Here is a 13,905-nt window from a genome sequence, read left to right as displayed (position 1 = left end):
ATCGCCGATCAGCGGTGCAGCCACATGCGGATCGCCAGCAGCAGTTGCTCGGTATTCACCGGTTTAGCCAGATAGTCGGATGCGCCTGCCTCCAGGCATTTCTCGCGATCGCCTTTCATCGCCTTCGCGGTCAGTGCAATGATCGGCAGCCGCGCAAAGGCCGGATTTAGCCGGATGGCGCCGATGGTCTGGTAACCGTCCATCTGCGGCATCATGATGTCCATCAGCACGATCGCGATCTTCGGATTGGACTCGACCAGCGAGATCGCCTCGTGACCGGTTGTCGCAGTCAACACCTTCATACCACGCCGCTCCAGCACGCTCGAAAGCGCGAAGATGTTGCGGGCGTCGTCGTCGACCAGGAGCGCGGTCTTGCCAATAAGATCCTCATCGGAACTATTGAGCTTCTCCAGCATCCTCTGTTTTTCGACAGGCAATTCCGTGATCACACGGTGCAGGAACAGTGACGTTTCGTCGAGCAGACGTTCCGGCGACTCCACACCCTTGACGACAATGCTGCGCGCCATCGTGTGTAGTTCCGCGTCCTCTTCGGCCGAAAGTTCCCGACCGGTAAACACCACAACGGGAATATTGGAGAGCGTTTCGTCCTTGCGGATCTGATCCAGCACCTCGAAGCCGCTCATGTCGGGCAGCCGCAGGTCGAGCACGACACAGTCGCACGGATGCTCGCGCAACGTTGCGAGCGCCCCTGCCCCGGTTCCGCTGGTCACGATCTCGATATCCTCGTGGCCGAGCAACTCGGTGATACTGAGCTGCTCCGCCGCATTGTCCTCCACAATCAGCAGACGCTTGCGACGCGGTCTGGCGTATTCCTTGATCTGCGACAGCGCCGCGCTGACGCCCTCGGTCGTGGTCGGCTTGTTGACGAAGGAGAAGGCGCCGCGCGCCAACGCATGTTGCCGGTCCTCGTCGAGCGTAATGATCTGGACCGGAATGTGACGGGTCAGTGGATTGTGCTTGAGCTGGCTTAGCACCGTCCAGCCCAGCATGTCGGGCAGGAAGACGTCGAGCGAAACCGCGCTCGGCTGGAACTGCTTGGCAAGATCCAGTGCCTCGGCGCCGCGGCTTGCGACCAGAACCTTGAAGCCCTTGTCACGCGCCAGATCGATCAGCACCCGCGCGTAATGCGGGTCGTCCTCGACGATCAGGAGGATCGTGTCGCCGGGCTCGAGATCGAGCCGGTCGTCCGGCAGCTGCTCGATCACACGCTCTTGCACGCTGGACGACTGCAGCGACGGCGCCGCCGTGTGCGGCATCGCCAGCGCCTGCGGGCGCAGCGCCGCCGACGGTCCGGCATATTTCAGCGGCAGATAGAGCGTGAAGGTCGAACCCTTGCCCGGCGCGCTGCGCAGATGGATCTCGCCGCCGAGCAGGCCGGCCAGCTCGCGGCTGATGGCAAGGCCAAGTCCGGTGCCGCCATATTTGCGGCTGGTGCCGGCATCGGCCTGCTGGAACGCCTCGAAGATCAGCTTCTGCTTGTCCTGGGGAATGCCGATACCGGTATCCGACACTTCGAATGCGACGACGGCCGTTGCGGCGTTCAGGATCGGATGCTCGGCGCTCCAGCCGCCGACCGCGGCCGACACGGTCAGGCTCACGCCGCCATCCGCGGTGAACTTGAACGCATTCGACAGCAGGTTCTTCAGCACCTGCTGCAGCCGCTTGGAGTCCGTCACCATGCTGCGCGCAAGATTGGCGTCGACGTCGATGCTGAAGGAGAGATGCCGGTTCTCCGCCTCGTGCCGGAACGGCCGCCCGACGGTTTCGAGCAGGCTCGAGGTGAGAATTTCCTCGGCATCGACCGTCACCGTGCCGGACTCGATCTTGGAGAGATCGAGGATGTCGCTGATCAGGTTCAACAGGTCGGTGCCGGCGCCGTGAATGGTGCGGGCGAACTCGACCTGCTTGCCGGTCAGATTGCCATCCGGATTCTCGGTGAGCTGCTGGCCCAGGATCAGGATCGAGTTCAGCGGCGTGCGCAGCTCGTGCGACATGTTGGCGAGGAATTCGGACTTGTACTTCGAGGTCAGCGACAGCTCGGTCGCCTTCTCTTCCAGCGCGCGGCGGGCCTGCTCGATTTCCTGGTTCTTGCGCTCGACGTCGACATTGCGCTCGGCAAGCTGCTGGGCCTTTTGCTCGAGCTGGTCGTTGGTCTGCTGCAACTCCCTCTGCTGGGTCTGAAGCTCGCCGGCGAGCGTCTGCGACTGCTTGAGGAAGGCCTCGGTCTGCATCGTCGCCTCGATACTGTTGAGCACGATGCCGATGCTGTCGGTCAGCTGTTCGAGGAAGGTGATTTGCGAAGTCGTGAACGACGAGATCGAGGACAGCTCGATCACCGCCTTGACCTGGTTTTCGAACAGCACCGGGAACACGACGAGGTTCTTCGGCATGATCCGCATCAGCGCCGAATTGATCGGCACCGCATCGCCGGGAATGTCCGAGACCAGGCGCTGGCGCTTGTCGAGTGCGCACTGGCCGATCAAGCCCTCGCCGAGCTGGACGATCTGCGAATGCGGGTTGCTGCTGTCGTTGGCATAGGCAGCAAGCAGCCGCAGTTGTGGGCTCTCCGGATTGTCGACCTGATAGATCACTCCCATATGCGCGTTGATCAGCGGCGCCAGCTCGGTCAGCAGGAGGCGGCCGACGGTCGCAAGGTCGCGCTGGCCCTGCAGCATGTTGGTGAAGCGTGCGAGGTTGGTTTTCAGCCAGTCCTGCTCGGTGTTGCGCTCCGTGGTGAGACGGAGGTTGCCGATCATGGTGTTGATGTTGTCCTTCAACTCCGCGACCTCGCCGCGAACGTCGACCTGAATCGAGCGCGTCAGGTCGCCCTTGGTCACGGCGGTCGCCACTTCCGCGATGGCGCGGACCTGGGACGTCAGGTTGGCGGCCAGGAGGTTGACGTTGCCGGTCAGATCCTTCCAGGTGCCGGCCGCACCGGGCACGTTGGCCTGGCCGCCCAGGCGTCCTTCGACGCCGACTTCGCGCGCCACGCTGGTGACCTGGTCGGCAAAGGTCGCGAGCGTCTCGGTCATGTTGTTAATGGTGTCGGCGAGCGCGGCCACCTCGCCCTTCGACTTCACCGTCAGGTTCTGCTTGAGGTCGCCGTCCGCGACCGCGGTCACCACCTTGACGATGCCGCGCACCTGCTCGGTCAGGTTCGCCGCCATGACGTTGACCGTGTCGGTGAGGTCCTTCCAGGTGCCGGCGACGCCGCGCACCTCGGCCTGACCGCCGAGCTTGCCCTCGGTGCCGACCTCGCGCGCCACGCGCGTCACCTCGCCGGCGAAGGCATTGAGCTGGTCCACCATCGTGTTGATGGTGTTCTTCAGCTCGAGGATTTCGCCCTTCACGTCGACCGTGATCTTGCGCGACAGGTCGCCGCGCGCCACGGCGGTCGTCACTTCGGCGATGTTGCGGACCTGCGTGGTCAGGTTCGCGGCCAGGAGGTTGACGTTGTCGGTCAAGTCCTTCCAGGTGCCACCGACGCCGGGCACCACGGCCTGACCGCCCAGCCGGCCTTCGGTGCCGACCTCGCGCGCCACGCGGGTCACTTCGGCGGCGAACGAGCGCAGCTGCTCGACCATCGTGTTCAGGGTGTCCTTGAGCAGCAGGATTTCACCGCGGACGTCCACCGTGATCTTCTTCGACAGGTCGCCGCCGGCGATCGCGGTCGCGACCTCGGCGATGTTGCGGACCTGCGCCGTGAGATTCGACGCCATGAAGTTGACGTTGTCGGTCAAATCCTTCCAGGTGCCGGCGACGCCGGGCACTTCGGCCTGGCCGCCGAGCTTGCCTTCGGTACCGACCTCGCGCGCCACGCGCGTCACTTCACCCGCGAAACCGTTGAGCTGGTCGACCATCGTGTTGATGGTGTTCTTCAGCTCGAGGATTTCGCCCTTCACGTCGACCGTGATCTTGCGCGACAGGTCGCCGCGCGCCACGGCGGTCGTCACTTCAGCGATGTTGCGGACCTGCGCCGTGAGGTTGCCGGCCATCGAGTTGACGCTGTCGGTCAGATCCTTCCAGGTGCCGGCAACGCCGGGCACGTTGGCCTGGCCGGCCAGACGTCCCTCGGTGCCGACCTCGCGCGCCACGCGCGTCACCTCGCCCGCGAAGCGGTTGAGCTGGTCGACCATCGTGTTCAGCGTTTCCTTCAGCTGAAGGATCTCGCCGCGGACGTCCACCGTGATCTTGCGCGACAGGTCGCCGCCGGCGATGGCGGTCGCCACTTCCGCAATATTGCGGACCTGCGCCGTGAGGTTGCCGGCCATCGAGTTGACGCTATCGGTGAGGTCCTTCCACGTACCGCCGACGCCGGGCACTTCGGCCTGGCCGCCGAGCTTGCCGTCGGTGCCGACCTCGCGCGCCACGCGCGTCACTTCGCCGGCGAAGGCGTTGAGCTGGTCGACCATCGTGTTGAGCGTTTCCTTCAGCTGAAGGATTTCACCCGACACGTTCACGGTGATCTTCTTCGACAGGTCGCCCTTCGCCACGGCGGTTGCGACCTCGGCGATGTTGCGCACCTGTCCCGTAAGATTGGAGGCCATCGAGTTGACGCTGTCGGTGAGATCCTTCCAGGTGCCGGCGACACCGCGCACCTCGGCCTGGCCGCCGAGCTTGCCTTCGGTGCCGACCTCGCGCGCCACGCGCGTGACTTCGCCGGCGAAGGCGTTGAGCTGGTCCACCATCGTGTTGATGGTGTCCTTCAGCTCGAGGATTTCGCCGCGCACGTCCACCGTGATCTTCTTCGACAGGTCGCCATTGGCGACCGCGGTGGTGACGCCCGCGATATTGCGGACCTGGGCGGTCAGGTTCGACGCCATGAAGTTGACGTTGTCGGTCAGGTCCTTCCAGGTGCCGGCGACGCCGAGCACGTTGGCCTGGCCGCCGAGCTTGCCCTCGGTGCCGACCTCGCGCGCCACGCGCGTCACTTCGGAGGCGAAGGCGTTGAGCTGGTCGACCATCGTGTTGAGGGTCTCCTTCAGCTGAAGGATCTCGCCCGACACGTTCACCGTGATCTTCTTCGACAGGTCGCCGCCGGCGATCGCGGTCGCGACGTCGGCGATGTTGCGGACCTGGGCGGTCAGGTTCGACGCCATGAAGTTGACGTTGTCGGTCAAATCCTTCCAGGTGCCGGCGACGCCGGGCACCTGGGCCTGGCCGCCGAGCTTGCCTTCGGTACCGACTTCGCGCGCCACGCGGGTCACTTCCGAGGCAAACGAATTGAGCTGGTCGACCATCGTGTTGATGGTGTCCTTCAGCTCGAGAATCTCGCCGCTGACGTCGACCGTGATCTTGCGCGACAGGTCGCCGCGCGCCACGGCCGTGGTCACGTTGGCGATGTTGCGGACCTGAGCGGTCAGGTTGCCGCACATCGCGTTCACGGAGTCGGTCAGGTCCTTCCAGGTGCCGGCGACGCCGGGCACGATCGCCTGACCGCCGAGCTTGCCGTCGGTGCCGACCTCGCGCGCCACGCGCGTCACTTCCGAGGCGAACGAACGCAGCTGATCGACCATCGTGTTGATGGCTTCCTTCAGCTGCAGGATCTCGCCGCGGACGTCGACCGTGATCTTCTTCGACAAGTCGCCGTTGGCGACCGCGATCGTCACCTCGGCGATGTTGCGGACCTGGCCGGTCAAATTGTTGGCCATCGAGTTTACGCTCTCGGTCAGGTCCTTCCAGACGCCGGTCACTTCCGGCACCTGGGCCTGGCCACCGAGCTTGCCCTCGGTGCCGACCTCGCGGGCCACGCGCGTGACCTCCGAGGTGAACACCGAGAGCTGCTTGATCATCGTGTTGACGATGTTCGCCGACTGCAGGAATTCGCCGCGCAGCGGCCTGCCCTCGACGTCGAGTTGCACGGTCTGCAGCAGGTCGCCCTGCGCCACCGCGGCGACCGCGCGGGTGACTTCGCGGGTCGGCCACAGCAGATCGTCGATCAGGGTGTTGACCGAGCTTTCCATATCGGCCCAGGCGCCGCTGGCGAGGCCGAAATTGACGCGCTGGCGGGTCTGTCCTTCGCGGCCGACGACTTGTCCGACGCGCGCCAATTGCTGCGCCATGCGCTCGTTGGCGGCTGCGATTTCGTTGAAGGCGTCCGCGATCTTGCCGTCGATGCCGAGATAGTCGCCACGCATGCGAACCGAGAAGTCGCCACCGCGCATCGCCTGCAGCGACTGCAGCAGATCGTGCGAGGAATCGAGGCTTCCGTTCGATGATTGGGCGCGGCGTGTATCAGCACGGGGACGAGGCGGCGAACCGAGATCGGTCATGTAATTTCCCCTACGCGCTCGCCACGAATCCAGGGACTCGGAGAAGCCAGTGCGACCATAAGAATGACTGCCCTTGATCTATTCAAGCGGGAAAACGCCAAAACCGCGATTTGTGACGCAAACCGAGGGGCTTAATCGCCAATGGAACCAAAAGTTCCCATGCGCATTGGAACTTTTTACGCAGTAGCGTAAGCCGTTTGTATTGCCTGGCCGTCGTCGGCGCATTTGATCGCATTGGAACATTGGCCTCTCCGGAACGTTCCCGGCGTTGGCAGGATTGGTGATGGTTAAGAAATCAGGCGGGCTCAGGCGGGGCATTTTCGAGAACGAGCGCAGCTTCCGGCTGCTGGCCGGAGGAGCGGCAGACTACGCGATCTGCACGCTCGCCCCTGATGGACGGGTGATCAACTGGAACAAAGGCGCCGAACGCATCACCGGCTATCCGGCCAAGGCAATCCTCGGCAAGCACTTCTCGGTCTTCTATCCTGCGGAGACGCGTGCATCGGGCCTTCCCGCGAAGGCGTTACAGACGGCGCGGAAGGATAAGCACGCCGTGGCCGAGGGCTGGTGCATCCGCAAGGACGGATCGCAATTCTACGCCTCGGTCGTCATCGATCCGATCTACCAGAAGCGCAAGCTGATCGGCTACGCGATGGTCACCCGCGACGTTACCGAGCACCAACAGGCGCGCGCGGATCTCGACGCCAGCGAAAGCCAGTTCCGCCTGCTGGTGAGCAACGTCACCGACTACGCGCTGTACATGCTGACGCCCGGGGGCATCGTCGCCAACTGGAACGCCGGCGGCGAGCGCATCAAGGGCTATTCGCCCGGCGAAATCATCGGCCAGAGCTTCGCGCGGTTCTACACGCCGGCGGACCAGGCCGTGGGCAAGCCGGCTCGCGCGCTCAAGATCGCGGAAGAGACCGGCCACTACGAGGAGGATGGCTGGCGGGTCCGCAAGGACGGCTCGTTCTTCTGGGCCAGCGTCGTGATCGATCCGATCCGCGACAGCGACGGCAGTCTGGTCGGATTTGCCAAGATCACGCGGGACATTTCCGAGCGGCGTGAGGCGCAGCAGAAGCTCGAACTGGTGCAGCGACAACTGGCGGAATCGCAGAAGATGGATGCGCTGGGCCAATTGACCGGCGGCGTCGCACACGACTTCAACAACCTGCTGATGATCATTTCGGGCAACCTGCACCGGATCAAGCGCGAGGTGACGAGCGAGCGTGGCCAGCTTGCATTGAGTGCGATCGAAACCGCATCCGAGCGCGCCGCATCCCTGACCAGCCAACTGCTCACCTTCGCGCGCCGCCAGAGCGTCAACCCGCAGACCATCGATGTCGCCGACCGGATCACCGCGGTGCGCGAGGTGCTGAGCAGCGCGCTCGGCGGCGCGATCAAGCTCAACATGGAGATCCAGCCGGATCTCTGGCCGATCTTCGTCGACCCGAACGAGTTTGAGACCGCGCTGATCAACCTCGTCGTCAATGCGCGGGACGCGATGGCCAATGGCGGTACGCTGACCGTCTCGGCCCGAAACGTACTCGAAACCACCGAGGTGGCCGTCAGCGTAGCCGATACCGGCGAAGGCATCCCCCAGGATGTACTGAGCAAGGTGTTCGACCCGTTCTTCACCACCAAGCCGGTCGGCAAAGGGACCGGCCTCGGACTGTCCCAGGTCCACGGCTTTGCCCACCAGGCCGACGGCCGGATCGAGATTGCAAGCACGCTTGGCAAGGGCACGACGGTCAGCGTCTACCTCCCGCGCGGGTCTGCGGCCGCAACGGGTACGACCACGCGCCACAGCGTGCGCGGCTCCGCGACCGTCCTGCTGATCGAGGACAATCCGGCCGTTGCGGACGCGAGCACCGGCCTGCTCGAACAACTCGGCTACACCGTGCGCTGGGCTTCGAACGCTGAGGCTGCCTTATCGGAGATCGACGCCGACGGCGTCGACGTGGTGTTCAGCGACATCGTGATGCCGGGCAGGATGGATGGGTTGAAGCTGGCGCGCACGATCCGGGACCGGAAGCCCGAGCTGCCGATCCTGTTGACGACGGGTTACAGCGAGAGCGCGCGCGACGTGCGGTCCGATTTTCCGGTCCTGCGCAAGCCGTACCACATTCACGACCTCAGCCGCGAACTCTCGAAGCTGACGGGGCAAGGATCCGAAACCGCTTCGGATCTCCCAGCGCATCAAGATGCGCCCAGAAAGGTGAGAGTGCGGCAGTAATTCTCAAGTTGAGGACGAACGGTCCGCCGGCCAGGTTCGCCGTACCAATTGCACCCGTTCGATGCGGCTGCATTGTTCGCAGCGATATTGAAGGATGTCCCTGCCCTCGCTGCCCGGAGAGCTGCTCTCAAGCCGCATCGTCCTGATGCAGCTGATGCAGGAGATCAGCGTCAGCAGTGGGCTGCGATCGTCATTCATCGATGCCCGCGGTGGCGCGGTCGGATCGGCGATCATGGCGCTGGGCGATGCTATGGTGTTAGCTCTCACCACAAGGAAATGCCCACCCGCGGCCAGGGTTCCAGCCCGGAAACCTGATTTGAGCGCGAGACGGTGCGGATGCTCCTGTTTAGCCGAGCGGCCGGATCACACCCTAGCGCTGCTGTGGCCCGGCCTGGGCTTGGCCTTGTCTGATTTGACTGGGGCCGGCTTGGCGCTTGCGACCGGCCGATCCGCGAAGCTTCGGCTCAGCCGCTCCCGAACCGTGGGGAGGCGCTCGCCGCCGCCGGCGGCCTTCCAACGGCCGATGAGTTCGGCCACTTCGGCGCGCATCGCCATCAGCCGGTAGGACGCCTCGCTGCAATCCAGATCGCGGTTGACCTGGTCCCGGATCGACGCCTCGACCAAGGTCATCTCAGCCCGCAAAGTGCTGATCCTGCGACGAATTTCATTGATCTTATTGTCCATGACTTGTTAGAACAAAAATAGAACATATTGTCAAGTCACGATCCGGCAAGCGAGGTGAGCGATGAGCATGGCAGCGGTGAGATTTGGCGGGGTTGCGGAGCGGCTTGGCGGGCTGATGTCGCGGGCCCAGGCGCTGCGGTTGAGGAGTCTGGCCGAGGAGGCCTATCAGCCGAACCAGTACGTGCACGGCCTGACGTCAGAGGAAGCCGAACGGCGCATCGATGCGCTCAGGGCCGAGATCGCATTGGCGGATTCCTTCTGAACCGCCCACCCCGCCCGGGCCGGACACTCCCTTAAGGCTTTGATATAGCGGCGCAGCTAGGTCTGGTCTGTTATTGCTGTTTGCCTGTGGGGGAGCCTTTCGTGCTGGAGCTGGAGAAGCGGTCGCCGCTTGCGTTCCCGATCACGCTGAAGGACGGGCGAACGCTCGCAACCGTTGGCGACGCGGCGGACTACCTGTCAGCGCTGAATGTCGATCAGCGCGAGCGCGGGTACTGGAAGACGGCAATCATGATGTTCAACAACGCCATGCGCGAGCCCAGCTATCTGAGGATCGCAACGATGAATCTGCGCTCTGCGCTTGTGTATGACCGTCTCGTCGACGACGTCGGCCACTGATTGTGGTGTTACGGCTACAGCCGAATCGGCGCGCCTTTCGTAAGGCCCGTTCGTTATGGCCGCAAACAAGGTAACGGCGGTACACGCGACGGCCGGGGGCGCATTGCGCCTCGGCCGCACTCTCGGGCCGCCTCGGAGGGCCAAGGCGGCCCATTTCTTTTCAAAGCAATTTGGCGCGGACGAACAGCACCCGCAGCGCGGAGGTTGCCTGCACCGTCAGCATGGCGTTGCCGGCCGCGCGCTCCAGCGCGACCAGCGCGTCGTCATGCAGTGAGCGGAACTCCATCCATTCGACGGCGCTGAGATTGCTGATGAAGCGGTGGGCCTGGCCGACGGTCGCGAGCGTTACCGTCTCGCCGTTCAGCCGCACTCTGAATGTCGCCTTCAGCGGCGTGTCGGATTTGGAAACGTCAGCCATGGCGCGGTTGTGCTCCGCGGTGCGTTAATGTCAATCTAATTTCTCTGCTCCCACGCCGGCGCGCCGGCTCCACGGAATCGCAATGTCTGTTAGCGTTTCGTGGAGGTGATTCGTGCCTGATCTTGCCAACACAGCCTATCTCGATACGCTCAATTCCGAGCAGCGCCGCGCCGTCGAGCACGGGGTCGGCGCGGATGGCATCGTCGGCGCCCCGCTGCTGGTGATCGCTGGCGCAGGCTCCGGCAAGACGAACACGCTCGCCCATCGCGTCGCGCATCTGATCGTCGCGGGCGCCGATCCGCGCCGCATCCTGTTGATGACCTTTTCGCGACGCGCAGCCGCCGAGATGGCGGGCCGCGTCGAGCGTATCGCACGGCGCGTGCTCGGCGATCGCGCATCGATCATGACCGATGCGCTCAATTGGGCCGGCACTTTCCACGGCATCGGCGCGCGGCTGCTCCGCGAATTCGCCGAACGTATCGCGCTCGACCCGGCCTTCACGATCCATGACCGTGAGGACTCCGCCGACCTGATGAACTTGGTCCGCCACGATCTCGGTTTCTCCCGTACCGAAAGCCGGTTTCCGACCAAAGGCACATGCCTTGCGATCTATTCGCGCTGCGTGAACGCGGAGATGCCGATCGAGGCCGTGCTGGGCCAGTTCTTCCCGTGGTGCGCCGGCTGGGCCAGCGAGTTGAAGCAACTGTTTGCGGCCTATGTCGAAGCCAAGCAGCGGCAGAACGTGCTCGATTACGACGACCTTCTGCTCTACTGGGCGCAGATGGTGACGGATACGGCCCTGGCCGAGGAGATCGGCGGCCGCTTCGACCATGTGATGGTCGACGAATATCAGGACACCAACCGCCTGCAGTCCTCCATCCTGCTCGCGCTCAAGCCGGCAGGACGCGGGCTCACCGTCGTCGGCGACGATGCACAGTCGATCTACTCGTTCCGCGCCGCCACCGTGCGCAACATCCTCGACTTCCCGGCGCAGTTCAGCCCGGCCGCCGAGATCGTCACGCTCGACCGCAACTATCGCTCGACGCAGCCGATCCTGGCGGCCGCCAACGGCGTGATCTCGCTCGCCAAGGAGCGCTTCACCAAGAACCTGTGGACCGACCGGACCTCGACCCGCAAGCCGCTGCTGGTCACGATCCGCGACGAGGCCGATCAGGCCCGTTACATCGTCGAGCAGGTGCTGGCCAACCGTGAGGAAGGCGCGCTGTTGAAGCACCAGGCGGTGCTGTTCCGCACCTCCTCGCACAGCGGTCCGCTGGAGGTCGAGCTGACCCGGCGCAACATTCCCTTCGTGAAATTCGGCGGCCTCAAATTTCTCGACGCCGCGCACGTCAAGGACATGCTGGCGCTGCTGCGCTTCACCGCCAATCCGCGCGACCGGGTCGCCGGCTTTCGCATCCTGCACCTGTTGCCCGGCGTCGGGCCGGCCTCGGCGCAGCGCGTGCTCGACCGCATGGCAGAAGCCCCTGATCCGATCGCAGCGCTCGTGGCGCTGCCTGCCCCGCCCCGCGCCGGCGCCGACTGGCGGCTGTTCGTCGAGGCGATCGAGAACCTCCGCTACTCGGAATGGCCGGTCGACATCGAACGCGCGCGCATCTGGTACGAGCCGCATCTCGATCGAATCCACGAGGACAGCGAGGTCCGCCGCGCCGACCTCATTCAACTCGAGCAGATCGCCGCCGGCTATCCTTCACGCGAACGCTTCCTCACCGAACTCACGCTCGATCCGCCCGATGCGACCAGCGACCAGGCCGGGGTGCCGCTGCTCGACGAGGATTATTTGATCCTGTCGACCATCCACTCCGCCAAGGGGCAGGAATGGAAATCCGTCTACGTGCTCAACGTCGTCGACGGCTGCATGCCCTCCGATCTTGGCGCCGGCACGTCGGCCGAGCTCGAGGAGGAGCGCCGCCTGCTCTATGTCGCCATGACCCGGGCAAAGGACGATCTGCATTTGCTGGTGCCGCAGCGGTTTTTCGTCCACGGCCAGGTCGCCAAGGGCGACCGCCACATGTACGCCTCGCGCACCCGCTTCATCCCGGAACGGCTGCTGCCGATGTTCGAGCGGAACACTTGGCCGCGCGCCGCGGCCGCGCAGGCCTCCTCCGCCAGCCGGGCGCCGCCGATCGACATCGGCGCCCGGATGCGCGGCATGTGGCGCTGAAACGGGTCAAAAGAAATTTCGTTTGGGCAGGAACGAAGCCGCCGATCCCGCGTTGAGGCGACGTTCGTAATCGGCAAACGACCATCCCGACGGCTTCGGCGCGCAGCTGCACGCTGGAGCCGTCTTTTTTTTGCGCCGCATCAACTCACGCAGAAAATAGCGTAACCGGCTGGTCGAAGCCCTTCAGCGTATAGTCGGAACCGACCGCGGTGATCATGTCGCGGGTTCGATCCCGAACGGCCGTCGTGACAAGGATCTCGCCGGACTTCGCCGCGGCCTGGGCGCGCGCCGCCCGATTGACCACCGTGCCGACCGCGGTCAGGTCGCGATGGGTCTGGCCGAACTCTCCGAAATTGGTGTCGCCGCTGTCCAATCCGATGCCGATGCCGAGCTCGATGTCGCCGGCGCCGATCGCCCGCACCAGCGCGTCGTGCCTTTCCTGGAAACGGCGCTGGATCTCGCGCGCCGCCAGCAGGGCCTGCACGGCATGATCCTCCCGTCGCACCGGAAAATTGAAGATCGCGAACACGGCATCGCCGATCGTCTTGTTGAGAATGCCGTCATAGCGCCAGATCGCGGCAGCGCAGTCGTCGTAGAACGCATCGAGCAACGATGTCAGCCCGGCCGGCGCGATGGTCTGCGTCAGTGTGGTGTAGCCGCGCAAATCGGCGAACAGGAGGGTGGCGTCGATGGTCACGGCGCGCGCCTTCATGATCTTCGAGAAGGCCATCTCGCAGATCGTGCAGGTGTTCGGATTCATACGGCTCGGCCGGACACCGAACAGGCGGAACGGCGCCGACAAGGGACCGCGCAACGGGATCGGCATATGCAGGTTTTGCCAGCAGCCGAGGCAGATCGTTGCGGGTTCCGGAGTCATCGGCGCCTCACCTGCTGTTCTACCAACCAGACACGCCCCACCTGGCACGGTCGGTCACGGCGTTCCCTGGAGACTGCCGCACTCAGGCGGCCGTCACGAAACTCACTCCAATCCGCGTCTTCTTGCTCCAGATCACCTGGCAGTCATAGACGACCGAGGCGTCCCGGGCCATCACCAAGCGGAATCTGTGCGGGACGAAGGCCGGATTCTCGACCTCGATGGCGGCCCCTTCCGGCGATATGTTCACGATCGTGCAATGCATGACCGAACCGCCCGACGAGACATAGCCGGGTTCGTTGACCTCGATTCGCGGATGCTTGCGCTTTTCGTCCACCCGGCCTTGCCCCCCTCAAACTTTCTTCACGCAAACGTGGGCGATCGGCATTGCCGGAGTCAACGGCTGCCGCGGCTTGCATCGGGCTTTCGCACCACGATTTGTGCGCAGCGGTAAGCCGAATTGCCTATCGCGCCCTTGCAGATGAGCCCCGCGTCGGTGCGGGCTTGCCGTTCGCGACGGCGCAAGGATAGCCTCACCCTATGGGCGATGCGCCGGCGCAGCGCACGCTCCCAACAACAACGAACAGGCGCCATGGGGAG

General features: G+C 64.4%; 9 protein-coding genes and 1 pseudogene. 5 read left to right on the top strand and 5 right to left on the bottom strand.

From position 1 onward, the window contains the following. Nucleotides 1-8: 8 nt before the first annotated feature. A complete protein-coding gene (locus ACE103_RS21390) occupies nt 9-6,293 on the bottom strand; it encodes a HAMP domain-containing protein (RefSeq protein ID WP_375774788.1) in 6,285 nt (2,094 codons plus the stop codon). Nucleotides 6,294-6,576: 283 nt separating this feature from the next. Between ACE103_RS21390 and ACE103_RS21385 the strand changes: the two are divergent. Further along, nucleotides 6,577-6,933 (top strand): annotated as a pseudogene (locus ACE103_RS21385) (PAS domain-containing protein); the annotation flags it as partial. Between the two features lie 12 nt (nt 6,934-6,945). Next, on the top strand, nt 6,946-8,529 hold the full coding sequence (locus tag ACE103_RS21380) for an ATP-binding protein (RefSeq protein ID WP_375781151.1): 1,584 nt from the start codon (nt 6,946-6,948) through the stop codon (nt 8,527-8,529). 363 nt (nt 8,530-8,892) lie between these two features. On the opposite strand, the gene ACE103_RS21375 is transcribed toward ACE103_RS21380, so the two are convergent. Beyond that, a complete protein-coding gene (locus tag ACE103_RS21375) occupies nt 8,893-9,159 on the bottom strand; it encodes a hypothetical protein (RefSeq protein ID WP_375774787.1) in 267 nt (88 codons plus the stop codon). 115 nt (nt 9,160-9,274) lie between these two features. Between ACE103_RS21375 and ACE103_RS21370 the strand changes: the two genes are divergently transcribed. Next, nucleotides 9,275-9,475: a DUF3072 domain-containing protein gene (locus ACE103_RS21370; RefSeq protein WP_223975059.1), complete on the top strand. Its 201-nt coding sequence runs from the start codon at nt 9,275-9,277 to the stop codon at nt 9,473-9,475. A 101-nt stretch (nt 9,476-9,576) separates the two neighbouring features. Beyond that, on the top strand, nt 9,577-9,831 hold the full coding sequence (locus tag ACE103_RS21365; protein ID WP_223975061.1) for a hypothetical protein: 255 nt from the start codon (nt 9,577-9,579) through the stop codon (nt 9,829-9,831). A 160-nt stretch (nt 9,832-9,991) separates the two neighbouring features. Here the strand turns inward: ACE103_RS21365 and ACE103_RS21360 are convergent, their stop codons facing one another. Further along, complete coding sequence (locus ACE103_RS21360) at nt 9,992-10,249, bottom strand: hypothetical protein (protein WP_223975063.1); 258 nt, start codon at nt 10,247-10,249, stop codon at nt 9,992-9,994. Between the two features lie 112 nt (nt 10,250-10,361). On the opposite strand from ACE103_RS21360, the gene ACE103_RS21355 reads away from it, so the two are divergent. Further along, on the top strand, nt 10,362-12,431 hold the full coding sequence (locus ACE103_RS21355; protein ID WP_375774786.1) for an ATP-dependent helicase: 2,070 nt from the start codon (nt 10,362-10,364) through the stop codon (nt 12,429-12,431). Nucleotides 12,432-12,576: 145 nt separating this feature from the next. On the opposite strand, the gene ACE103_RS21350 is transcribed toward ACE103_RS21355, so the two are convergent. Continuing rightward, nucleotides 12,577-13,308, bottom strand: a complete 732-nt coding sequence (locus tag ACE103_RS21350; protein ID WP_223975068.1) for an adenylate/guanylate cyclase domain-containing protein — start codon at nt 13,306-13,308, stop codon at nt 12,577-12,579. Nucleotides 13,309-13,390: 82 nt separating this feature from the next. After that, on the bottom strand, nt 13,391-13,642 hold the full coding sequence (locus ACE103_RS21345; protein WP_223975071.1) for a PilZ domain-containing protein: 252 nt from the start codon (nt 13,640-13,642) through the stop codon (nt 13,391-13,393). Between the last annotated feature and the right edge of the window lie 263 nt (nt 13,643-13,905).

Source organism: Bradyrhizobium sp. ma5 (genome assembly GCF_042258955.1).
Classification (GTDB): domain Bacteria; phylum Pseudomonadota; class Alphaproteobacteria; order Rhizobiales; family Xanthobacteraceae; genus Bradyrhizobium.
The sequence above is the reverse complement of the archived record's forward strand: the minus strand, read 5'-3'. Positions and strand labels throughout refer to the sequence as shown.

Coding starts and splice junctions, on each gene's coding strand:
- ACE103_RS21390 (WP_375774788.1), bottom strand. CDS start 6,293: ATGACCGATCTCGGTTCGCCGCCTCGTCCCCGTGCTGATACACGCCGC.
- ACE103_RS21370 (WP_223975059.1), top strand. CDS start 9,275: ATGAGCATGGCAGCGGTGAGATTTGGCGGGGTTGCGGAGCGGCTTGGC.
- ACE103_RS21350 (WP_223975068.1), bottom strand. CDS start 13,308: ATGACTCCGGAACCCGCAACGATCTGCCTCGGCTGCTGGCAAAACCTG.
- ACE103_RS21380 (WP_375781151.1), top strand. CDS start 6,946: ATGGTCACCCGCGACGTTACCGAGCACCAACAGGCGCGCGCGGATCTC.
- ACE103_RS21375 (WP_375774787.1), bottom strand. CDS start 9,159: ATGACCTTGGTCGAGGCGTCGATCCGGGACCAGGTCAACCGCGATCTG.
- ACE103_RS21360 (WP_223975063.1), bottom strand. CDS start 10,249: ATGGCTGACGTTTCCAAATCCGACACGCCGCTGAAGGCGACATTCAGA.